Source organism: Lactobacillus sp. CBA3605, from assembly GCF_002970915.1.
Classification (GTDB): Bacteria; Bacillota; Bacilli; order Lactobacillales; family Lactobacillaceae; genus Lactiplantibacillus.
The window spans coordinates 38,487-62,309 of sequence record NZ_CP027190.1 but is presented as its reverse complement, the minus strand read 5'-3'; the positions used below and the strand labels follow the sequence as shown (position 1 = coordinate 62,309).

Genomic DNA, 23,823 nt, shown 5'->3' with positions numbered 1-23,823 from the left:
CGAAATTCGTGACACTTTGGTCAGCGGAATGTCGTTAATGGGCTCAATAGCCAATAAATAGAATACCATATTTCAGGAGGCCGTTGCAAGTTTTTCTTTACAGTCCCTCGGCATCCGCCTTAATATCGGCCAACAATTGCCGGGCCTTACTCGACAATTGCAATTTTGCTAGCATATCTGGTCGCCGTTCATAGGTTCGCTTTAAAGCCTGCTGTAACCGCCAGTCAGCGATTTTTCCATGGTCCCCACTCAATAAGATATCTGGGACCTTCAACCCCCGGAAATCAGCCGGACGCGTGTATTGTGGATATTCCAATAATCCAGACGAAAACGAATCACCAGGTGCTGATTCAACATTCCCCAACACGCCCGGAATTAATCGAACCGTGGCATCAATCATTACCATGGCGCCTAGTTCACCACCCGTTAAAACATAATCACCGAGTGAAACCTCATCAGTTACCAATGACCGAATACGTTCATCATAACCCTCATAATGCCCGCAAATAAACGTGAGGTGGTCTTCTTTGGCAAAGTCTTCCGCAACCGTCTGAGTGAACTGATACCCAGCTGGATCAAGTAGAATGACCCGCCCCTTGGTAGGATATTTGGCTTCAACATCCGCTAAGGCGTCAAAAATCGGTTGCGGTTGTAATAGCATCCCCGCACCACCCCCATAAGGGTAATCGTCGACATGTCGATGCTTATCAGTCGTATAGTCGCGAAAGTTCGTAACACCCACGTCAATAACTTGATTTTCCACAGCATTGCCAATCATGGATTCATGTAATGGTCCGGTGAACATCTCTGGAAATAAACTTAGAATGTCAATCCGCATTAATCAATCAATCCTTCCATCAATTCCACCGTGACCGTTTCAGTAGCTAGATCAACCGTTTTAATGACTTGCGGAATTTTCGGTAGCAAGACGTCAGCCTGACCATGTTCGCGTTGCACAACCCAGACATCATTGGCGCCAGGTGCAAGAATTTCTTTAATATGACCTAACGTTTCCCCAGTCGTAGTCACCACTTTGAGACCAACGATTTGGTGATAATAATATTGACCAGCTGGCAACTCCTGTAACTTATCTGCCGTTACTTTTAACGTCCAACCTTTATACTTTTCGACGTCATTTATGTTGTCAAAGCCAGCAAAGGTCAAAAAGAATAACCCTTTTTGTGCTCGTGAACTTGTGATAGTGACAGTTAACCCACCGGTAGTGTCATCGATGTCTTTAAATAACGTTAATTGTTGCCCTTTGGCAAAACGTTTTTCTGGAAAATCCGTTACTGCGACGACCTTCACTTCACCACGGATACCATGGGTATTAACTAACGTACCAACTCGATAATAATCCATTTGGTTGCCTCCTCAAAAAATCAATTTAATTGTAATAAAAAAACACTTAAACAAAACATTGCTGCTTCGCTCAAGCGTTTTTTTTCTGTCCATCTTCGATCGTAAGACGGACGCGTTTAGGTCCAGAAACTCGGACACTATAAACAATCGTTCGAATTGCTGAAGCAACCCGGCCCTGTCGACCAATGACCCGCCCGATATCCTCAGGATTAACGGTTAAGTTATATTCTAAGTAACGACTAGTTTCTTGGAAACCAATCTTAATATCAGTTGGATGTTGGACTAACGGCGTAACGACCGTTTGGATTAAAGCTTTAATATCTGCCATGATCAATTACCGCTTTATTATTTAGTGAACTTAGCTTCGTGATACTTCTTCATGATACCGGCTTTTGATAAGATATTCTTAACCGTATCTGAAGGTTGTGCACCATTGTTCAACCAACCGAGGATATCTTCCTCTTCAAGTTTAACTTGGGCTGGTTCTGTAAGTGGGTTGTATGTGCCGACTTGGGCGATAAAACGACCATCACGTGGTGACCGTGAGTCTGCGACAACAATCCGGTAAAATGGATTTTTCTTAGAACCCATCCGCTTTAGACGAATCTTGACTGACATTTAAACACCTCCCGAATTCTTTAACAGGTAATAATATACCAGTAAATCAATAGCTTGTAAAGGTTTTTTTCTTGACAGGCTAAAAAATGGTTTAGATTAGCGTTTGCGACGCCGCATTGCCTTGGCTAATCGCTTCTTTTTTTGCTTTTTAGTTTGACGAACCATTCGATTCATCGCCATCTGTTGCATTTTACCACCGACACCATTGCCCATTAAGCCTTCCATCCCAGAAAAGTTACCTTTAGACATTTGGTTCATCATTTTCTTAGTTTGGTTGAATTGCTTAATCATCCGATTAACTTCTTGCACTGGTCGGCCAGACCCAGCGGCAATTCGCCGGCGCCGGGATGGGTTCAACAAGTCAGGATCAGTTTTTTCTTTCGCTGTCATTGAATAAACAATGGCTCGGATATGGGCAATATCCTTTGGGTCCATATTCATATTCTTCATGGCCGGATTATTCGCCATACCTGGAATCATCTTCATGATGTCTTCCATGCTCCCCATCTTGTCAACTTGATCCAGTTGATCGATGAAGTCATTAAAATCAAAGCTGTTTTCCTGAATCTTTAAATTCATTTCTTCAGCTTGTTTTTCATCATATTGCTGTTGCGCCTTTTCAATCAAGGTCAACATATCGCCCATACCTAAGATACGATCAGCCATGCGGTCAGGATGGAAGACGTCTAAGTCAGTCATCTTTTCGCCTTGACCAACGAACTTGATTGGCTTGCCCGTCACAGCCCGAATAGATAGCGCAGCCCCACCACGGGTATCGCCATCTAATTTCGTCAAGACGACCCCAGTCACATCCAGCTTATCATTAAAGCCTTGCGCCGTATTAACTGCATTTTGACCGGTCATTGCATCAATGACTAACAGGATTTCGTCCGGATGGACCAAATCCTTAATGTTAGCTAATTCATTCATGAGCTGTTCATCAATTTGTAACCGCCCAGCTGTATCAATAAAGACATAATCATTATGATTAGCAGCTGCTTGTTGCATCCCTTGGCGCACAATTTCAACGGGATCAACGTCCGTCCCTAATTGGAATACTGGCACGTCGATTTGATCACCGACTTGTTGCAATTGTTCAATCGCAGCAGGCCGATAAATATCCGCCGCAATCATTAAAGGCCGCGCGTTTTGTTCGGTCTTTAATTTTAAGGCCAGTTTCCCAACTGTGGTCGTTTTACCGGCCCCTTGCAGCCCAGCCATCATAATGACGGTTGGGATTTTATCTGATTGGTTCAACGGCACAGCGGTCTCACCCATCGTCTTGGTTAATTCTTCATTAACAATCTTGACGATTTGTTGGGCAGGGTTCAACCCTTCGAGAACTTTAGCTCCGAGTGCACGGTCCCGAACAGTTTTAACAAAATCTTTGACCACCGTAAAATTAACATCGGCTTCTAATAGTGCCAGCCGAATTTCACGCATGGTTTGTCGTAAATCGCTTTCGGAAACTTTCCCTTTCCGTCGGAGATTGGTCATTGCCTTTTGTAAACGTTCTGTTAGGCCTTCAAATGCCATTAGTGTCACCTAACCTTCATTTTATTATTCTGAGTCAGCTTCTAAGTTGACTAGTTGTTGAATCATTTTTAACAGGTGTGCATCACCATGATAAGACTTTTTTATATAATCAGAAATCGCATCTACTTGGTGATTACGAGCAACAAACGCCTGATAAAGATGCAATTTGGTCTCGTAATCTTCCAAAATCTTTTCGGTTCGCTTGATATTATCATAGACGGCCTGCCGTGAAACGGCAAACTCCGCCGCAATTTCACCTAATGAATAATCGTCACCATAATATAACTGAATGTAACTTTTTTGTTTATTCGTTAATAGGGGTTCATAGAATTCAAATAACGAATTGATGCGATAATTCTTTGCAATTTCCATGCGAGGCTCCTTCAATTGACAGCGCAGTAATACAAGCTTAATCTAGAGTACCGATTTTACTGAGAAAGGTCAACTCTTAACCAGTAATCACGTCTTTAAATAGCCCATAAACAAAGTCATTTGCATTAAATGGCCGTAAATCAGTGACTTTTTCACCTAAACCAACGTATTTAACCGCTAAATGTAACTCGTTACGAATCGCTAACACGATCCCACCACGAGCGGTACCGTCTAACTTCGTCAAAACGATGCCCGTCACTGCAGTTGATTGTTTAAATAACTTCGCTTGGTTCAACGCATTTTGACCCGTGGTCGCATCCAAGACAAGTAAAACCTCTTGGGGTGCCGCTGGAATTTCACGCGTAATCACCCGCTTAATTTTTTCCAATTCATTCATCAAATTAACTTTATTTTGTAAACGACCAGCGGTATCGACGAATAAGATATCATAATCTTCAGCTTTGGCTCGCTTCACGGCATCAAAACAAACGGCCGCCGGATCACTCTTTTCGGGACCCGCAACCACGTCAACGCCATCACGTTTGCCCCACACCTGTAACTGTTGAATGGCGCCCGCTCTAAAGGTATCACAAGCCGCTAGCAACACTTTTTTGCCCTGTTGCTTATACATATTCGCCATCTTACCAATTGTGGTTGTTTTACCAGCGCCATTCACGCCGACAAATAAGATCACAGTCGGGCCGGATTCAGCTAAATGAATACTATTATCTTCACCGGCGCCGGCTTCACCGTACATGTCGACTAACTTTTCAACAATGACACTCGAAATTTCTTTTTTACTTTTAGCATTTTTGAGTTTCACTTCATCGCGTAACTCATCACTAATTTTCATCGCCGTTTCGTAACCAACATCGGATTCAATCAGTGTATCTTCCAATTCATCAAAGAAGCCTTCATCCACATGCCGGAAATTCGCTAAAAAGTTGTTAATCCGGTCACCAAAAGTTTGACGTGACTTCTTTAATCCTTGGTCATACCGTTCCGCTTCCGTAGGTTCCGCCGCAACCGTCGTCGGTTCAGCAACTGGTTCCGCAGCTTCACTAACCGCCGGTTCACTTGCAGGTGCCAATGACACCGCCGCTGATGATGCACTACTGGTCGCCAGCCGATCAACTGAGTCGGCTGCAGCACTAACTACTGGCGCAACACTAGTTTCACTCGCTGGTACTATTGAAGTCGGCGTAACTTCAACAGCCGTTGGTGTCGTTGGTGTATCAATCGTTGCCGTGGTGCTGGTTGCAGTTTCGGCTGACGCTGTACTTGTAGCAGTGACTGCTGAAGTGGCTTGATTGCCAGCCGTCGTTTCAGCGCCAGTACTTGTACTGGCCGCACTTGAAGCCGCTTCGGACTCTGGTAAACTAAATGCTTTTTTGAGGCGACTAAATAATCCCATTATTTGACACTTCCTTTGAATTAATTTTGGGTCGTTTTTAAATCATCCAATGACACTGAAACCATCTTAGAGACGCCGGATTCTTCCATGGTCACGCCGTATAACACGTTGGCATGCATCATGGTCCCTTTCCGATGAGTAATGATGACAAATTGGGTGTCCGTTTGAAAATCATTCAAATACTGACTAAATCGATCGACATTGGCATCATCCAGGGCGGCCTCTGCCTCATCTAAAATACTGAACGGCGTTGGTCGGACTGCTAGAATCGCAAACAACAAAGTAATCGCTGTAAGTGCGCGTTCACCACCGGATAATAAGCTTAAACGTTGGAATTTTTTGCCTGGTGGTTGCGCCATAATATCGACCCCACTCGTTAACAAGTGGTCCGGATCGGTTAGAATCAACCGTGCCTCGCCACCACCAAACATTTGACCAAAGATTTGACTAAAAGCCGTTGCAACTTGATCAAAAGCCGTTTTAAACCGCGTAGCAACCGTTGCATCTAAATCCGCCATCGTTTGTAACAAGTGCATTTTAGAAGCCTTCAAATCGCTTGCCTGTTGCGTTAAGAAATTATAGCGATCTGACACCCGTTCAAATTCCTCAATTGCGCCTAAATTAACCGTCCCAATCTCGTCTAAGCCACGTTTTAATAGCTTTAACTGGTCATTAATTTCTGTCAACGTTAAGGAACTGACCGTCGCTTGGGCCGCACTGACAGTTAGGTCATATTTCTCTGCCAAATCAGCGGTTGCATGCTCAACTTCACCTGTTAACTTGGTTTGACTAAGCTCTAAGCGGCGATAGTCATCCGTCGCAGCAGCAGCCAGTTCTCGTTGTCGCGTTTGCTGAGTAGTCGCAACCGCAACACCATCATTTAAGGCCGTCAAGTCAACTTGTATTTGTGCTTGCTGCGCAACTACTTTGGCCTGTTCAGCTTTAGCTTGCTTTAAGCGTGCTGTTCGTTCTTGCACGGAAAGCTGTTGACTTGATAAATTCGTTTGAATTTGGGCCAAACTAGCAGTCGCCGTCGTTTTAGCCATTGTCTGACTTTTAAGTTGTGCTTGGCATTGTTGCAACTGTTGTTCAGTTTGCTTGCAACGCTCTTTTAACGTCACTAAGGTTTCACGTTGCGTTTGCAACTTACCGGTCTGGTCCTTTTGATACTGTTCATAATCATGTTGCTGTTGTTCAATATTAGCCATTTCAGTCTTAAAATCAGCTAATCTTTGCTGATTTTCAGCTAACTTAGTTTTATTTTCAGTGACTTGCGTGGCATAGCTCGTATCATCCGTCGCCCGTTGCGTCTGTTCATAGGTTAGTGCTTTAACTTGGCGGGCTAATTGCTGGCGGTCATTTTGAGCCGCTTGCAACGCCACTTGCGCCTGTGACAGCTGCTGCTGCAACTCAGTTAAGTGTTGTTGCTGCGTCTCAATCTGACCTACTAATTCTTGCTCTAATTGCTTGGCAGTTGCTAGCGTTTGTTCATGCGTGATTAACGCGGCATCCATTTTTTCAATGTTAACCGCTAGACTTTTAACCCGTTGTTGTTGTTGCAAAGGCCCCTGTGTCTCATGGCGATTAGCCCCACCAGTAATGGCCCCGCTGGCAGCAATGGTTTCACCAGCAACGGTTACAAATTTACAATGAAAACGACGCGTTTTGGAAATGGTCAACGCATGGTCTAAAGTATCCACAATGACCGTTGTCCCCAACAAATAACGCTTAATGGCAACAAACTGCTGATCACATTTGATTAACTCACTGGCGACACCTACCACCCCGGCTTGTTGCTGGAGATCGTGTTCCGTCGCCACCGGTAACTGCCGGGCTTGAATCCGTTCAACTGGTAAAAAGGTCGCGCGACCTAGATGTTGTTGCTTTAAAAAGTTAACCACGTTACGTGCGGTAAATTGCGTATCACAAACCACATTTTGGAGTTGACCACCTAAAGCAACTTCAACAGCTTTCGTGTAGTCAGCCGGCACTGTCAATAATTCAGAAACAGGCCCAGCTACTCCTGGAAATTGTTGTCGATGCTGTAGTACGGTCCGCACACCTGCGTAAAAATTCGTATATCGTTCTTGCGCAGCTTGTAAATTTTCGACTTCTAGGCGTGCCTTTTGTTTGATTCCCGCTGCATCGAACAACTGCTGTTGTTGCTCATCAATTTTAACCCTATTCGCTTTTTGTTGGGCTTGCCGTTGCTGTAATAATTGCTTTTCAGCAGTAACTTGATTGGCTAGCTCACTGCGAACCCGATTTTTAACATCAACCGTGGTCTCAGCTTGTTTAAGTTTGGCCTGACTAGCCGCTAAATTTTGAGCAGCTGTTGCCCGTTGCGTATCGGTTTGTTGGTGCTGCTTGTCTAAATGTTTTGCTTCATTATTGAGTGACGCCTGACGCTGCATTTCGTTAATATAATCCGCTCGTAATTGCGCCAATTGTGTTGCCAACTGTTGGCGACCTTGTGCACTGGTCGCAATCGTTAACTGCTTAACCGCAGCTTCAACGGTCGTGACGTGCTGCTTTTGCGTGGCTAACTGCGTCGTTAAATCGGTTTGTTGCGCCGTCAACGTTTGCAGTTGGACCGTGGCTGCTGCTAATTCAGCTTGAACACGTTGCTGGGTGGCCTGTTGATTTTGCTGACGTTCAGCATCCACCCCTTGTTGGCCTTGCGTATTTTCGATAGTCTTAGTCAACGCTAAGTTTTTAGCAGCTAACGTATCCTTTTGGCGTAACTTGGCATCTTGATCCGCTTGCATTTGCGCTAATTGTTGCGCCCCAGTTGTCGCCTTTTGCTGATAATCGGTGACTAAGGCTTTGGCCTTTACCATCTGTTCGTTAACTTCAACTAACTGATCATGGGCAATCCCGACTTTTTTAGCCAATCGAGTCTGATCAAGCTGATCAAACTTTTGTTTTTGATCTTGATAATCTCGGGCTAAGCTCGCTTGTTCTGCCAACGGCTCCTTTTGTTGCGCCAATTCGGTAATAATATCATTGACACGATCTAAATAATCCGTTGTTTCGGCTAACTTATTCTCAGTCGTCATTTTATCTTTTTTATATTTTAAAACGCCAGCTACATCTTCGATGATACTGCGACGTTCTTCTGGTTTAGCATTAAAGACCGCTTCAACACGCCCCTGTGAAATAACTGAAAATGAATCCTTCCCCAAACCGGTATCTACCATCAAATTGGTAATATCCTTGAGGCGACACGCCTGATTATTGATGAGGTATTCACTATCGCCATTTCGAAACAGCTTCCGTGTAATGCTGACTTCGGCATAATCTAGGGGTAAAAAGTGATCACTATTATCAAAAACAATGGTCACTTTTGCAAGATTTAGCGGTTTACGATGAGCGGAACCGGCAAAAATCACATCGGTCATCTTGGTTCCTCGTAAATGCTTGACGGCTTGCTCACCTAGGACCCAACGAATGGCTTCAATAATGTTACTCTTACCACTCCCATTTGGTCCAACAATCCCCGTCATACCAGCTTGAAAATCAATTTTCGTTTTATCGGCAAACGACTTAAAGCCGCTGATTTCTAATGATTTAAGTTGCATTCGACCCAAACTTCCTGTAAGTATTAATCGTTACTTTGTTGTAATTGCGTATAAGCTTGTCGGGCAGCGCTTTGTTCCGCTTCCTTTTTGGAATAACCAGTACCCATGCCAATCTTTTTACCATCAGCAAGCACGGCAATTTCATAAGATCGGTCATTCGCCGGACCATTTTGTTCGACTAATTCATAGTCAATCTGGACATCACCGGCTTGTTGCAAATATTCTTGTAAAGTCGTTTTATAATCAAACACGCCATCAAAACGGCCCTCGTCCAATTTAGGAAAAATAACCTGATGCGCAAATTTTAAGATTGGGTCGCGACCTTGGTCTAAATACAAGGCTCCTACAAAAGACTCAAAAATATCACATAATAGTGAATCACGTTCCCAAGCCTTGGCTTTTTGTTCGCCCTTACCCAATCGAATATATTGCGGAAACCCACACTCACGAGCAAAGCTAGCGAAACTATCTTCGCACACCATGGCTGCTCGGAGGCGAGTCAACTTACCTTGGGGCATGTCTTTATAGCGTTTGTATAAATACTCAGAAACTGTCAATTCCAAGACGGCATCTCCCAAAAATTCGACCCGTTCATAAAATTTTAAATTTTGATCTTGATGTTCATTCACGTAAGAAGCTTGCGTAAATGCTTCAGCTAATAAATCGGGGTTCTTAAAGGTGATTCCAAAGCGTTCTTTTAACATTGCGGCTAGTTCAGTAATCATTTTTTAGCATCCTTTCTGAATTTAAATACCGATACATTAAATTATTATACTATGCTTGCTGGATTAATAACAATTTTATCCAGCTAATTTCTCTAAAAAAGGTTGGCAAAAAGCAGGCCCCCGGTCATTTAGCCGGGACACCTGCTTACTCACTGGACCTTGTTTTTGTATTACTTGGCTTGTCGAGCTGCCACATAATCAACAACTTCACCAACCGTGTTTAGTTTTTCAGCATCTTCATCTGAGATTTCGCTACCGAAAGTGTCTTCGAGTTCCAAGACAAACTCAACAAAATCAATTGAATCTGCATCTAAATCTTGTTGCAAGTTCATTTCCATGGTCACTTTGCTTTGATCCACTTCAAAACGATCGGCAATGATTGCAGCAATTTTATTAAAAATTTCTTCCTTAGTCATGCAAATACCCCTCACTAACTTGAATTCACTCAAGTATTCTAATCGTTTTCGGCAGGCTTGTCTACACTTGCTTGCTGATTTACTTGTTGGCTGGCAAAGTATGCTGCCACACCAGGAACTAAGTCCGTATTGACCATCTGACGAATCTGACGAATCGTATTAACGATGGTCGGCGCCTTACTGGACCCATGGGCCTTAACAACGGGGGCCTTTAAGCCTAACAAGACAGCCCCACCATATTGCGAATAGTCCATTTGTGATTGAATTTGGCTAAAACCATTCTTTAACAGCAAGCCGCCTAATTTACCACTAATTCCCGTATTATAAACTGCATCCTTCACTAGGCCTAGCATAGCACGGGCCGTGCCTTCGATACTTTTTAAAACGGCATTCCCAGTAAAACCATCGGTGACCACAACATCCGCCACCCCATTTAGCAAGTCTCGTGATTCAACGTTACCAATAAAGTTAATATCGGCCGTTTGTTGTAACCGTTCAAAGGCTGCTTTGTGGACCTTATTCCCTTTATCATCTTCAGTCCCATTATTCAATAAAGCCACGCGGGGGTTGTCGGCTTGCAGCATCCGTTCCGCATAATACGTCCCTAAAACGGCGTATTGTTCCAAGTTTAACGGCTTACTATCAGCATTGGCCCCAATATCCATCATGACAAAATTCGACTGGTGGGCATTTCGGACTACTGGTAAGGCAGTCACTAAACCGGGACGATCAATGCCTTTGATGCGGCCAACAATGAACAAACCTGCCGCTAGTACGGCACCGGAATTTCCCGCTGAAAAGAACGCGTCAGCTTGACCATCTTTAACCGCCTGGGCTGCCATGACTAACGATGATTGTTTCTTACGTCGAACAGCTCGAACAGGTTCATCTTCCATGGTAATCACTTCGTCCGCATTGATGACTTGAATCCGATCACGATTTTTTAAGTGCTGATTAATAACTTCACGCTGTCCATATAATAAAAAGACCGTATCTTCAAATAAGTCACGGGCTTGTTCGACCCCTTCAATGACTGCGGTGGGTGCGAAATCACCGCCCATTGCATCAATTGCAATTTTTACCATGTTATTCACCATTCCTTCTCATTTAAGACCACCATCAGTTAATCTAACGTGCCAACAGCGGCTAATTTAATTTTCAAATACTGTGCCAGAGCTTGATTTTCCGGCTGTTGTTGCCAAGCGGGTGTTGCAATCAGCGCATGCGCATCTTGTTGTGCCACCTGTAAAACGTTCAAATCCGCAATCGGATCACCAACTTTAAAGGTCGGCATCCCTGACTGCTTAACGCCCAGCACTTCCCCGGACCCACGCAATTCTAAATCTTTTTGCGCCAAGACAAAGCCATTCGTCGTTTCTGTCATAATCTGCATTCGTTGAATGCCTTGTTGATTTTTAGGATCTGCCACCAAGATACAATACGAGGCTTTCGTGCCACGACCAACCCGGCCTCGTAACTGATGCAACTGCGCTAACCCAAAACGGTCCGCATCATAAATCATCATTACCGTGGCGTTTTTGACATCCACCCCAACTTCAATCACCGTCGTCGACACTAGCAATTGCAACTTACCCGCCTTAAAATCAGCCATCACAGCTTCTTTTTCGTCCGCTTTCATGCGGCCGTGCAGCAACCCTACGTGATAATCCGGGGCAAAATAAGCCTGTAAATTTTCAGATAGGGCTTCAGCATTTTTAACATCTAACGTTTCTGATTCTTCAATCAACGGGGTAACGACATAGACTTGTGAGCCCGTTGCCAGTTGTTGTCGCACAAAATCTAAGGCCGATTGCGCTTGATTACTGCGGACCCAGGTTGTTTTAATCGGTTGCCGACCGGCTGGTAATTCATCAATTTCAGACACATCCATTTCACCATAGGCTGTAATTGCCAACGTCCGCGGAATCGGGGTCGCTGTCATGGCTAAAGCATCGGGTTGATGCCCCTTTTGACGAAATTCAGTGCGCTGATTGACACCAAAACGGTGTTGTTCATCAGTGATAACTAAGCCTAAGTTAGCATAATCGACGCCTGCTTGAATTAACGCATGCGTCCCAATCAACAAATCAATCTCTCCCGCTGCTAGAGCAGCCAATAGGGTCTTACGCGCCGCCGCCTTAGTTGAGCCAGTCAACAACGCCACGTTAACATCCGTCGCCGCAAACACTTTAGCCAAGTTGTCAGCGTGTTGCTCCGCCAAAATTTCGGTTGGCGCCATTAAAGCGGCTTGATAGCCCGCTGAAATCGCAGCATACATGACAATGGCTGCCACAATCGTCTTCCCAGAACCAACATCACCTTGTAATAGTCGATTCATGTGCTTAGGTGATTTCAAGTCCAAACAAATTTCATTCACAACCCGCTTTTGCGCTCGCGTCAATTCAAATGGTAACGTCTTGATAAAGGCTTTTAGCTGTTCATTATCATAACGTATCGCAATGCCATCCGTTGCATGGTCAGCTTGCTTTAACGCTTGCAATTGCATTTGAAAGACTAAGAATTCCTCATACGTTGCTGACCGCCGTGCCGCCGTTGAAGCCGCTTGACTGGTTGGAAAATGCATATCATGAATCATCTGACGCCGTGGTAATAACCGATATTTAGCCAGCAATGGCGCTGGGATAATATCGACTAACTCAGTTTGATACGCCTCATATGCTTGTTTAATGAGTTTTTGAATCGTGGTTTGACGCACAGCTTTGCTCGCCGGATATATCGAGCCAAACGCTGACTCAGCATTATTAGGATTAATGATTTTCATCCCGGTCATACTGTTACGGGTAGCATCCCACTTGCCATATACCGCAATCGGCTGCCCAGTTTCAAGCTGTTTCATCAGGTAGGGCTGATTAAAAAAGGTCACCATATAGACATCATGATCGATCAGCAATCGAAAATTTAGCCGGTTCTTCTTACGCCCAAAACGGGCTAACACTGGTTCGGATGCAATAGTCCCTTTTAAAGTGACCTTTTCTTGATCAGCAATCTCATTAATATCTTTCACTTGTAAATCGTCATAACGAAAGGGGTAGTAGGTCAGCAAATCCGCAACGGTATTAATCCCTAGCTCAGCCAGCGCCTTTTGCCGGGTTGGTCCAACCCCAGTCAGGTCCCCAACTGAATCAATTAATTGTTTTGGCATGGCTTAAATTCCCCTTTCAATTGATTTCTATTAATTATACCAAAGTCGCCTTATTCTGCTCAAAAAACGGGTCGCAGGCACTCAAGCTCCCACGACCCATTTTTGTATTAAATTCGTTACTCAACCGAAATCAAGAATGGATAGACGGGTTGGTCGCCTTCATGAATTTCAATTTCAAGTTCATCATCCAAGCCTTGAATAGCTGTTGATAACTTATCAGCATCAGCCTGCGTCGCATCTGCTCCAAAAATAATCGTCACTAATTCGCTGTCATCGTCAAGCATCTGCTTAACCATCGCGATAGTTGCGTTTTGACGGTCTGGATCAGTGACAACAATCTCGCCATCTACTAACCCCATGTAATCGTCCTTATGAATCGCCATGCCGTCAATCGTCGTATCCCGCACTGCATGCGTGACTTGGCCACTAACTACGGTGTCCAACGTCTCTTCCATGGCAGTCCGATTAGCCGTCAACTCCGCTTCTGGGTTAAAGGCCAGCATCGCTGTCATCCCTTGCGAAATCGTCTTACTATGGACAATTTCAACCGGAATATCAGCCACATCTGCAGCTTGTTCAGCAGCTAAGAAAATATTTTTATTATTAGGTAACACGAGCGCCCGCTTAGCGCCACTTGCATTGACCGCTTTAACAATATCTGCGGTGCTAGGGTTCATTGTCTGCCCACCGGCAATAATATCCGTTACCCCTAGCCCGTTAAACAACTGCCCAATTCCCTTACCGGAAGCGACAGAAATAATCGCATAGCCGTGCATATCTTGGGTTGGTTGGCTGACAGCTGGCGTCGTTGTGTCAGCTGCTTCCTGGTCATGTTCCATGATAGTTTCTTGTTGTAGCCGCATGTTATCAACTTTGACTTTCATCAAAGCACCAAACCGTTGGCCCCAAATCATGACATCGCCAGGGTGTTCAGTATGCACGTGCACCTTAACAATTTCATCATCATTAATAACTAACAGTGAGTCGCCTAACTTAGCTAAGTAGTTATAAAACGTCTCATAGTCAAACTTCTGATCAACTAACTTGCCGTCACCAATCCGAACCATGATTTCAGTACAATAACCATACTTAATATCATTAGGATCAAGTTGTCCTTGGACACTTTGATGATGGGCAGCATCAATCATTGAATCCATTTCGGCATCATCAGGGACATAATCTTGTGATTCGTCAATTTTACCGCTAAGCGCATCACTAAAAGCTTCTAGGACAAAGGTTAACCCTTGACCACCAGAATCAACCACACCGACTTGCTTCAAAACCGGGAGCAGGTCAGGGGTCGACTTCAAGGCAGCTTCAGCCGCATCAACCACGGCCACCATGACTTCACAGATATCATCAGTTGTTTTAATGGCTTCTTTACCCGCACCAGCTGCTTTACGGATAACCGTTAGGATAGTTCCCTCGGTCGGCTTCATAACTGCCTTATAGGCGGTCTGAGCCCCTGCTGCTAATGCTTCAGCCAAATCAGTTGCCGTTAATTCATCTTTACCGGCAACTGATTTAGAAAAGCCTCGAAAAATTTGCGACAAAATAACGCCGGAATTCCCCCGCGCACCCATTAGTAACCCTTTGGCTAACGCTGAAGCTAAATCGCCGACTTTAATGCTAGTTTCTTCGCGTTCATATTTCGCGCCACTAGCCATTGATAAACTCATATTTGTACCGGTATCACCATCTGGTACCGGGAAAACATTTAAAGAATTAATAAATTCGGCCCGTTGGTTAAGCTTTTGTGACGCTGCTTGCACCATCTTGCCAAATTCAAGATTAGTTATCGTGGTGATTTTCAATTTCAAAATTCCTCCTTGGCTTACACAATTTCGATTAGTCGTTCATTACCCGAACACCTTGGACAATGACGTTGACCGAATTTGCCGCAACGCCAAGCATATTTTGTAAGTTATATTTGACCTTGGCTTGGACATTTCGTGATACTTCTGAGATTTTTGTCCCATAACTAACAATAATGTTGACTTCAATCGCGACCCCATTATCTTCTTGTCGTACCACCACACCCCGCGCAAAGTTTTCGCGACGTAAAATTTCATTTAAATTATCACGAATTTGGTTCCGACTAGCCATGCCGACAACTCCGTAGTTATCAGTAGCAGCACCGCCAACTACCGTCGCAATCACATCGTTATCGATATCGATTGTTCCAAATTGCGTTTTGATTTTGACAGCCATGAAAATAGCCTCCTTGTTTTAACGCGTTCATTTACGATAGTTTATCATAGCACAAGAGTTGTGGAAAGAAAAATTACACGACTGGCTTTTAGAAAGCCTGAATTAGCGGAATTTAGCAGTAAAGTAAAATTACTTGATAGAAATGTATTGCAACCTTTATTAATCTATGATAAATTATTCTAGTGAATGATAAAGCATCGACCTTTTATCTAATGATTACCGAAGGAGGCAGATCAACATGGCAAAAGACTTCGTTACAGGCAAGCGGACGCACTTTGGTAACTCGCGTTCTCACGCTTTAAACCACAGCCGCCGCAGCTGGAAAGCTAACTTGCAAAAAGTTCGCATTTTAGTTGATGGTAAACCAAAGAAGGTTTGGATTTCAGCTCGGACCTTGAAATCAGGTAAAGTAACGCGCGTTTAGCGCAGCAAAGCGTCACCACAATTTTTTGTGGGTGGCGTTTTTTGTTGCTTAAAATGACTAGCTAAACGCTCATTTTTTATAAACTTTAGAAAACCGCCCATTGTTTAAGTCAATGGCCGGTTTTTTCAATTACCGATTAGTGACCGCCAAAAATAATTGGGGTAAAGATTAAACCGGTTGCTAAATTTTGTTTTCGTAACGCTGCAGCATCAACTGCACCTGCAGTGACATCAGCTTGTAAGCCACGATAAAGCGCTAATACAACTGGTGGCACTTGCTGATAATGAACATAATATACCGAAATAGCATGCGTTAACTGATTAACGACCTCCAGATACGGGGTACCATTATTAAGCGCTATCGCATTAGTTAACAACAGCTTTTGTAACGCCGGATCATCCGCCTGCTGTGCCTCAGCGTATGCCGCACTTAACTGATCTATCAGTAACGTCGCCCGCGCTGCCGATATCACAGTTGCCTTAGTTGGTTTTTCCATCAACATCATCTCCCCTATTTGACACCTACTGCTTCTCATTAGACTAACACTTGGCCTTGAAAAATGCGAAAAAAAACGGTGCCCAACCTTGGACAACCGCTAATCTGTATCCGGCTAAAAATCGTTTTTTAATCACAGCTTTGAATCACGGCTACAATTCCTTGATCAAAACTAAACTGCGTCGTCTCCCCAACAAATTCGTTGCTAGCCAATGAAATCGGATAATCATTGTAGGCATCTTGTAAACGATACTTAGCATCAGCTAACGTTAAATGTGTCGGCAGCATGGGGACAAAGGCCAGATAAGTCTTATCAATCTCTTTTTGAAGCGTATAAGTTCCTGGCAAAAAGAATTGCACACTATTTTGCTGATCAACTAATTTAATTTGCGGCGCCCAAGCCCGAAATTTTGGATCGAGCACCAGCCACAAATTTGCCAATAAATGGTCTAAACGACCACCCGTTGCCCCATAAATAATCAATTCATCCGGCTGCAGCTGCTTAAAAATCGTTTTAACAGCTAGTTGTGTATCTGTCTGGTCTTGATCAGGCTTAATCACAACAGTTCCCGTCAGTGCTTGTTTCACTGTCGCCAATTCTGTCGCATCAATCGAGTCAAAATCGCCAACCGCAATAACCGGTTGAATCCCCATTTTAACTAATCGTAACGCGCCACGATCAGCTCCGACCCAAGGCCCAGGTAATTGGGCAAGTTGTGCCGGCCAGCTCGTCGTTGGTCCCCCAACTAACAATCTAACCGTTTTTGGCATTAGTTCGTCGCCACCTTTAAATCCTGAATCCGTTGACTAGGATCAGCACTTGCGTACACAAATGACCCAGCAACTGCAACCGTCGCCCCTGCCGCGTAACAAGCTTTAACCGTCGTATCATTGATACCACCATCAACTTCAATATCAAACGTATAGCCATTTTGCTGTTTTAATTGATGTAAAGCTTGAATTTTTTTAACCATCGGTGCTAAAAAGTGTTGCCCACCAAAACCGGGATTAACGGTCATGATTAATACTTGGTCAACAATCGGTAACAGTTCCGTAATCATGCTCAAGGGGGTCCCTGGATTAACCACCACTTCAGCCTTAACACCAGCAGCTTTAATTAATTGTAAGACGTGGTAAATATGCCGAGTACTTTCGACGTGCACCCCGATTAAATCCGCACCAGCTTGTGCAAATTGGGTGACAAACCGTTCTGGCTCCACAATCATTAAATGGCAATCCAGCGTTAACGATGTCAGCGGCCGCAATGCTGCAACCGTACTCATCCCAAATGATAGATTCGGTACAAATTGACCATCCATCACGTCGATATGCAAATAGTCTGCACCGGCTTGTTCCACAATACTGACATCGCGTTGTAAATTAACAAAATCGGCACTTAGAATTGAAGGGGCAATTTTAATCATTAGTCTCACTCACTTTTTCTTATTATAGATGACTTTTTTATTTTTAATCGTTTCATAAAATTGTAAGTAATTATCATAGCGACTTTGTAAAATCTTTTCGTCCGCTAAGGCCGCTTTAACCGCACAATGTGGTTCGTTAATATGCACACAGCCCCGATACTTACAATCAACACTGAGCCGCACAAATTCTGGGAAGTAATGGGTTAAATCCGTTGCCGGAATATCGAACACTTCATAGGAAGAAAATCCCGGCGTATCAGCAATTAGTCCCTCAGCAATTTCAATCAGGCTAACTTTACGAGTTGTATGTTTCCCCCGATTCAAGGCTTGTGAAATTTCACCGGTTGCCAGGCCCAAATCAGGACGCAAATGATTCAACAAGGTTGATTTTCCGGCCCCTGTTTGGCCCATCACTACAGCAACGTGACCCGCAATCGCTTTTTTCACTGCGGTTAGAGCTGCGGTTGAAAAAGCGGTCCGGTCAATAATAACCTGATAACCAATCTCCTCATAGGCCGCTGCTAATTGCGCACGGGCAGCAAATTCTGCCTCACTGAGCAAGTCAGTCTTAGCCATGTAAATCACCGAATGCACGCCTGCCACTTCTAACGCAACTAATTGGCGGTCCAATAAGTTGGTTGAAAATTCTTGAGTCGTAGTCGCAGTTACCACAATCGCCAAATCAATATTAGCGACTGGTGGTCGAACTAGTTGTGTCTCGCGATCCAACACTTTTAAGATATAACCTTCTTGCGGCGTCGAGCTATCAAACTCAACTTGGTCCCCAACTAACGGCGTAATCTTGCGCTTACGAAAATTTCCACGCGCCCGCGTTCGATAAAGTTCACCATCCGCATAAACATCATAAAACCCACTTAATGATTGTCGAATTTGTCCAATTTTCAAATTAGCACCACCTTATTTATGATTTGGTACGGTCCACTTCTAATAACTCTATTGTACCAAAAAAAATGGTCAGGATAAAACCCCGACCATTTTTATTCGGCTATTTAGCAATAATCACTTATTCACTTGTCGCATCAGCACTGGTCACTTTTGCATTTTCAGCAACGACCACCCCATTACGCACGATTCGATACCGACCCACGGCACCATTGGTTAGCTGAAATGGTAAGCTCAACCGGGTGTCGTGCGTAATCGCAACATTGCGATAAAGCGTCGTTAACAAATGGCTGTCATCATCTAAATAAATTTTAACATCATTTGACTGCGTCGTCGCCGAATTCAGCGTCACATAGGGTACTGTTACTTTAACATAGAAATTTTTCAGGGTGGCCGTTGTCGCTGGCTGGGCACCTTTGGACACACTGACCGTTAATGTTGACCCAGCCCGGACCTGAGTTCCGCCATCCGGCGTTTGATCATATGAATAACCGGCTTTTTGTTCGTCAGAATAGCCCTGCTTAAAGTTCACATTTAACCGATTAGCAGTCGCATAAGCCAAAACATCGGCCTGACTTTCACCGGTCAGATCTTTCAAAGCCACCGTCCGACTACCCGCACTCACAGTAAATGTGATTGTTGTTTTGGTCGGCAACACTCGACTACCAGCAACAACGTCTTGACTAATAATTTGGCCTGCCCCAACTGCTGAAGTACTGAAGCGTTCTTGTACTTTAAAGCCTTCCGCAACTAATGTTTGCCGCACCGTTGCATAGCTTTCGTTAATATAATTACCGAAGCTGACCTGTTTGGCACCGTTGCTCAGGGTTAAGTTAATCCGTGAACGAACTTGAACCCGGGATTTAGTTGCCGGCGTACTTTTTATCACTTTATTTTTAGCAACGCGATTACTTTTGACTCGTTTAATCGTGCCAACTGCTAAATGGCGTTTGGTCAAAGCCGCCGTTGCAGCGGTTTGCGTCATCCCGGTAACTTTAGGTACCGTCGTCATTTGTGGCCGACTCAAAGCAAGTCCAATGCCAAAGGCCACAATCAAGAGCGCCAAAATAAGACCAAAAATAATTAAGCGCCGTCTTAATGGGTGTCGCTTAGACCAAGACCGCTTAGGTAACGGGGACGTCGACTCTGAATCCGTGGCCGCAGTCGCTGGCTGCTGGTCAGCTGCACCCGCCGCAGAATCAGCGGATCGATTAGCCGCAATGGCCGCCGCAATATCAGCACTAGGCATGATTTTAGTCTCATCATTACCTAAATCTTGGGGTTCAAACCGTTTTTCACCAGCGCGAGTGTTCGTTAAAGTGGTCAATAAATCAGTCGCCATATCTTCAACAGTCGCATAACGTTCACGAGGGTCCTTGGCGGTTGCTTGTAACACCACATTTTCTAAAGCTTGGGGAATATCGGCATCAAACTGCCGCACCGACGGCATTTCATTTTGAAAGTGCTTTAAGGCAATTGACACCGCCGTTTCGCCTTTAAACGGGACCGATCCCGTTAACATCTCGTATAAAATAATGCCTAATGAATAAATATCCGATTGTTTAGTCGCCATACTACCACGCGCCTGTTCAGGCGATAAGTAGTGGACTGACCCCAAAATCGTATTGGTTTGAGTCATGGTATGTTCCGATAACGCTACGGCAATCCCAAAGTCCGTAATTTTAGCATTGCCCTGTTCATCGATTAAAATATTTTGTGGCTTTAGATCTCGATGAATAATGTTATGCGCATGGGCCGTAGCAACTGCACTTAATATTTGTTCCATGATGTCAATGACTTGTTGGCGTGGAAACGGGAATTGTTGCTTAATATAACTCTTGAGGTCCATTCCCTTAACGTATTCCATTACCAAATACTGCATGCCATTCTCTTCACCAATATCGTATAAACTCACAATATGTGGATGCACCAATTCCGTCGTCGCTAAAGCTTCCCGTTGAAACCGTTTAATGGTCTTAGGATCATCACGCAAATCCAACCGTAAAAGTTTGACCGCGACATCGCGATCTAATATTAAGTCATGCGCCAAGTAAACATTCGCCATACCACCCTCACCTAAAGACCGGATAATCCGATACCGTCCACTAAGTGTGTAGTTAGGTGTCATTTACTGGCCACCTCACCATCAACCACCACAATTAAAGCGGTAATATTATCTAAACCGCCGGCGGTATTCGCCATTTTAACTAAGGTTTCACATTTTTCGGTTGCGGATTGGGTCGTCATTTGTAACACTTGCATAAGTTGCGCATCCGTCACCATATTAGTTAATCCATCTGAACATAATAACAATTGATCGCCAGCTTGCATTTTATACAAGTTAGTATCAATATCGGCATCTGGTGAAATTCCCAATGTTCGTGTAATGATATTTTTTTGTGGGTGTTGGCGCGCTTCTTCTGCAGAAATTTCGCCCCGTTTAACCAGCTCGTTGACTAAAGAATGGTCTTCAGTGAGTTGTCTTAGTTTCCCATCACGCAACAGGTAACCCCGACTATCCCCAATATTAGCCATCAAAAATTCATCATCAAACAGTAAGGCTGCTACCATCGTGGTGCCCATACCATTTAAATCTGAAAATTCACGGGCCTTTTCAATAATATGTTGATTTTCATCTTGAACTTCGTTGGCAAGCCATTTAACAGCATCCGTTGGTTGACTAAAAGTCGTATTTTCAAACCGATACCCCATATGGGAAACCGCCATTTCGGATGCAACATCGCCGCCTTGATGACCACCGATACCATCTGCGACAATAGCAAAATTAACGCCCACCGTGTTTTTAAACACGCCAACATAGTCTTCATTTTCTTCGCGTTGTTGGCCAATATCCGACCGATATGCAAAATCCACAGTTTATCACTCCACGATTATTTTTTTCGTAAACAGGCAATGAAGAAACCATCTGAAAGATAATCATCTGGATAGATGGCTAAGGTCAATGACTCCCGATCAGCCTTCACTTGCTGCTCAGTAGGTGTTTTGACCAATTCGAAATCAGGATGGTTTGCTAAGAATTCATCAATCACATCTTGATTTTCTTGTTTCAAAATAGTACACGTACTATACGTCATAATACCACCTTTTTTCAAGGTTGGCGCAACCGCCGTTAAAATCGATAGCTGAACCCGCTGGAGGTTCAAACTATCTTGTAATTCTTTTTCGTAACGAATTTCTGGCTTCCGCCGAATGAGCCCGAGGCCTGAACACGGTGCATCAACCAAGATCCGATCAAAGGTTTCCGCTGAGAATTGGGTCTGTACTTTGCGTGCATCCAGTTCCGTCGCCACAATCCGATCAGCTACGTGCATCCGTACGGCATTTTGGTTAATTAACCGAACTTTCGGTGTATGAATATCAAAGGCGACGACTTGCCCACCTTGACTCGCATCTAAAGCCGCTGCAATCTGGGTCGTTTTCCCACCAGGCGCGGCACAAGCATCTAAGACCCGGTCACCCGGCTGGACATCCATTGCTGGCACCACCAGTTGGGCACTTTCATCTTGAACGGTAAACATGCCGTATTTCATCGCATCCGTATTAATCGCTTGGCCTTCAGTAACTACCAAACCGATTGGTGAAAGCTCACTTAATTCAACATCTAAGTCTTCATTGCGCAAGGCTGTCGCGACACCGTCGACATCTGAAACCGCCGTATTCACCCGTAAGGATTGCTTTGCCGGTTGATTCAACGATGCAATAATCTGTTGCATCTTAGCCGCACCTAATTGATCACGCAGTTCGTCAATAATCCAGATTGGCATACTATAAGTCACACTCAAGCGTTCATCAGCATCTTCAATCTGATCAAAGTCAGGTAACCCACTGCGATCCATTTGATGTAAGACCCCGGTCACAAACCGCCGAATCCCCGGATGACCTTTCACTTTAGCAATTTCAATGGTTTCATTGAAGACGGCCCGTTGTGGGATTTTATCTAAATATTGCCATTGATAGAGCGCTGTTAGTAACAATTCATGCACCCAAGGATCAAGTTGATGTGGGTGGCGGACAAAGGGCGTTAACCAATATTCAAGGGTTAGGCGATGCTGAATAACGCCATAGACGATATTCGTTAATAAATTAATATCACGCCGATCCATACTATGTTGATTAATTAATTGGCTCAGTTGTAAATTAGAGTACGCCCCATTATTAATCTTGGCTAACGCCGAAACGGCTAACCAACGAGGACTATTGCCTACTTCTGTCATTTTGTAATTACCTGCTCTCCAGTATTAAATTTATCAGTCGCGCCATTTAAGAAAGCGGTAATCGCCATCTTCGGCTTACCAGCGGGCTGTAATTCGTTGATTGCTAAGGCGGTATGCTGTCCCGCCGCTAAAACTAACTCGTGTTTGGTCTTACGAACGACCTGACCTGGGGCTTGCGTAACCGTTTCAGCTAACGGGGTCACTTGCCAAAACTTAGTGCGTTTTCCATCTAAAATAGCATAAGCAATCGGTGCCGGTCGTAATCCACGGACTTGATCATCAATGGCGGCTGCCGTTTTAGTAAAGTCCAATTGCTCTTCTTCTGGCTTAATGGTTGGTGAAAAGGTGACTTGTGTCTCATCTTGCGGGATCGCCTCAATCTCACCAGCAATCAACTTAGGTAAGGTGGCCAACAATAAGTCGCGGCCAACTAAACTGAGCTTATCAAACAAAGTACCTGTATCATCATCAGCTTCAATGGGAATGGCCCGCTGCGCTAACATATCGCCGGCATCCATTTTTTTAATCATATAAATAATAGTTACACCAGTTTCTTTTTCGCCGTTCATAACGGCATATTGCACTGGTGCCCCGCCACGATACTTCGGTAGCAATGAACCATGCACGTTCACAGCACCAATTTTAGCGGCTTGCAATAACTTAGTCGGTAAAAATTGACCAAAGGCTGCCGTGACAATCAGATCTGGCTGCATCGCAATAATTTGCTGCATTTCATCACTACCGCTGATTTTTTCTGGTTGTAACACCAAAATATCATGCACCACGGCCACTTGTTTAACCGGTGAAGCAGTTAAGACTCGTTTACGGCCTACTAACCGATCCGGTTGAGTCACAACAGCCAACACCTGATAATCTTGTTCAATCAAACTTGTTAAGATTGGGGCCGCAAACTTCGGCGTACCCATAAAAACCACTGATGTCAT

At 44.2% G+C, this 23,823-nt stretch carries 23 protein-coding genes; 1 reads left to right on the top strand and 22 read right to left on the bottom strand.

Features of this window, described 5'->3' with window-relative positions; genetic code table 11:
- Window positions 1-97: 97 nt before the first annotated feature.
- The 14 genes from trmD to C5Z25_RS00265 form a co-directional block, all read right to left on the bottom strand.
- Entirely contained in the window at window positions 98-838 is a 741-nt protein-coding gene (gene trmD, locus C5Z25_RS00330) for a tRNA (guanosine(37)-N1)-methyltransferase TrmD (protein WP_105450626.1), read from the bottom strand.
- Window positions 838-1,362: a ribosome maturation factor RimM gene (gene rimM, locus C5Z25_RS00325; protein ID WP_105450624.1), complete on the bottom strand. Its 525-nt coding sequence runs from the start codon at window positions 1,360-1,362 to the stop codon at window positions 838-840. The genes trmD and rimM overlap by 1 nt, the downstream gene beginning before the upstream one ends.
- A 70-nt stretch (window positions 1,363-1,432) precedes the next feature.
- On the bottom strand, window positions 1,433-1,690 hold the full coding sequence (gene khpA, locus C5Z25_RS00320) for an RNA-binding protein KhpA (RefSeq protein WP_105448352.1): 258 nt from the start codon (window positions 1,688-1,690) through the stop codon (window positions 1,433-1,435).
- A gap of 17 nt (window positions 1,691-1,707) precedes the next feature.
- Complete coding sequence (gene rpsP / locus C5Z25_RS00315; RefSeq protein WP_003638633.1) at window positions 1,708-1,980, bottom strand: 30S ribosomal protein S16; 273 nt, start codon at window positions 1,978-1,980, stop codon at window positions 1,708-1,710.
- A 96-nt stretch (window positions 1,981-2,076) separates the two neighbouring features.
- Window positions 2,077-3,516: a signal recognition particle protein gene (gene ffh / locus C5Z25_RS00310; RefSeq protein WP_105450622.1), complete on the bottom strand. Its 1,440-nt coding sequence runs from the start codon at window positions 3,514-3,516 to the stop codon at window positions 2,077-2,079.
- A 24-nt stretch (window positions 3,517-3,540) separates the two neighbouring features.
- Window positions 3,541-3,888 (bottom strand): putative DNA-binding protein, encoded by a 348-nt coding sequence (locus C5Z25_RS00305; RefSeq protein ID WP_105448350.1) that lies wholly within the window; start codon window positions 3,886-3,888, stop codon window positions 3,541-3,543.
- 76 nt (window positions 3,889-3,964) lie between these two features.
- Window positions 3,965-5,302: a signal recognition particle-docking protein FtsY gene (ftsY, locus tag C5Z25_RS00300; protein ID WP_105450620.1), complete on the bottom strand. Its 1,338-nt coding sequence runs from the start codon at window positions 5,300-5,302 to the stop codon at window positions 3,965-3,967.
- 20 nt (window positions 5,303-5,322) lie between these two features.
- Window positions 5,323-8,883, bottom strand: a complete 3,561-nt coding sequence (gene smc / locus C5Z25_RS00295) for a chromosome segregation protein SMC (protein ID WP_105450618.1) — start codon at window positions 8,881-8,883, stop codon at window positions 5,323-5,325.
- Window positions 8,884-8,906: 23 nt separating this feature from the next.
- Window positions 8,907-9,608 carry a ribonuclease III gene (rnc, locus tag C5Z25_RS00290; RefSeq protein WP_105450616.1) on the bottom strand — a complete coding sequence of 234 codons (702 nt, stop codon included), beginning with the start codon at window positions 9,606-9,608 and terminating at the stop codon, window positions 8,907-8,909.
- A gap of 170 nt (window positions 9,609-9,778) precedes the next feature.
- Window positions 9,779-10,024: an acyl carrier protein gene (acpP, locus tag C5Z25_RS00285; RefSeq protein ID WP_105448346.1), complete on the bottom strand. Its 246-nt coding sequence runs from the start codon at window positions 10,022-10,024 to the stop codon at window positions 9,779-9,781.
- 38 nt (window positions 10,025-10,062) lie between these two features.
- A complete protein-coding gene (plsX, locus tag C5Z25_RS00280) occupies window positions 10,063-11,109 on the bottom strand; it encodes a phosphate acyltransferase PlsX (protein ID WP_105450613.1) in 1,047 nt (348 codons plus the stop codon).
- A 38-nt stretch (window positions 11,110-11,147) separates the two neighbouring features.
- A complete protein-coding gene (recG, locus tag C5Z25_RS00275) occupies window positions 11,148-13,187 on the bottom strand; it encodes an ATP-dependent DNA helicase RecG (RefSeq protein ID WP_105450611.1) in 2,040 nt (679 codons plus the stop codon).
- Between the two features lie 116 nt (window positions 13,188-13,303).
- Entirely contained in the window at window positions 13,304-15,001 is a 1,698-nt protein-coding gene (locus tag C5Z25_RS00270; protein WP_105450609.1) for a DAK2 domain-containing protein, read from the bottom strand.
- 34 nt (window positions 15,002-15,035) lie between these two features.
- Window positions 15,036-15,398, bottom strand: a complete 363-nt coding sequence (locus C5Z25_RS00265) for an Asp23/Gls24 family envelope stress response protein (RefSeq protein ID WP_105448342.1) — start codon at window positions 15,396-15,398, stop codon at window positions 15,036-15,038.
- A gap of 238 nt (window positions 15,399-15,636) precedes the next feature.
- Between C5Z25_RS00265 and rpmB the strand changes: the two genes are divergently transcribed.
- Window positions 15,637-15,822 (top strand): 50S ribosomal protein L28, encoded by a 186-nt coding sequence (rpmB, locus tag C5Z25_RS00260; RefSeq protein WP_105448341.1) that lies wholly within the window; start codon window positions 15,637-15,639, stop codon window positions 15,820-15,822.
- Between the two features lie 136 nt (window positions 15,823-15,958).
- Here the strand turns inward: rpmB and C5Z25_RS00255 are convergent, their stop codons facing one another.
- From C5Z25_RS00255 to fmt, 8 genes are all read right to left on the bottom strand, one after another.
- A complete protein-coding gene (locus C5Z25_RS00255) occupies window positions 15,959-16,318 on the bottom strand; it encodes a bacteriocin immunity family protein (RefSeq protein ID WP_158682866.1) in 360 nt (119 codons plus the stop codon).
- A 128-nt stretch (window positions 16,319-16,446) separates the two neighbouring features.
- A complete protein-coding gene (locus C5Z25_RS00250; RefSeq protein WP_105450605.1) occupies window positions 16,447-17,088 on the bottom strand; it encodes a thiamine diphosphokinase in 642 nt (213 codons plus the stop codon).
- Complete coding sequence (gene rpe, locus C5Z25_RS00245; RefSeq protein ID WP_105450602.1) at window positions 17,088-17,741, bottom strand: ribulose-phosphate 3-epimerase; 654 nt, start codon at window positions 17,739-17,741, stop codon at window positions 17,088-17,090. The genes C5Z25_RS00250 and rpe overlap by 1 nt, the downstream gene beginning before the upstream one ends.
- A gap of 9 nt (window positions 17,742-17,750) precedes the next feature.
- Entirely contained in the window at window positions 17,751-18,647 is an 897-nt protein-coding gene (gene rsgA / locus C5Z25_RS00240; protein WP_105450600.1) for a ribosome small subunit-dependent GTPase A, read from the bottom strand.
- A gap of 118 nt (window positions 18,648-18,765) precedes the next feature.
- Window positions 18,766-20,772, bottom strand: coding sequence for a Stk1 family PASTA domain-containing Ser/Thr kinase (pknB, locus tag C5Z25_RS00235; RefSeq protein WP_105450598.1), 2,007 nt, complete (start codon window positions 20,770-20,772; stop codon window positions 18,766-18,768).
- A complete protein-coding gene (locus C5Z25_RS00230) occupies window positions 20,769-21,518 on the bottom strand; it encodes a Stp1/IreP family PP2C-type Ser/Thr phosphatase (protein ID WP_105450596.1) in 750 nt (249 codons plus the stop codon). Before C5Z25_RS00230 ends, pknB begins: the two co-directional genes overlap by 4 nt.
- Window positions 21,519-21,535: 17 nt before the next feature.
- Entirely contained in the window at window positions 21,536-22,879 is a 1,344-nt protein-coding gene (gene rsmB, locus C5Z25_RS00225; RefSeq protein ID WP_105450594.1) for a 16S rRNA (cytosine(967)-C(5))-methyltransferase RsmB, read from the bottom strand.
- Complete coding sequence (gene fmt, locus C5Z25_RS00220) at window positions 22,876-23,823, bottom strand: methionyl-tRNA formyltransferase (protein ID WP_105450591.1); 948 nt, start codon at window positions 23,821-23,823, stop codon at window positions 22,876-22,878. Before fmt ends, rsmB begins: the two co-directional genes overlap by 4 nt.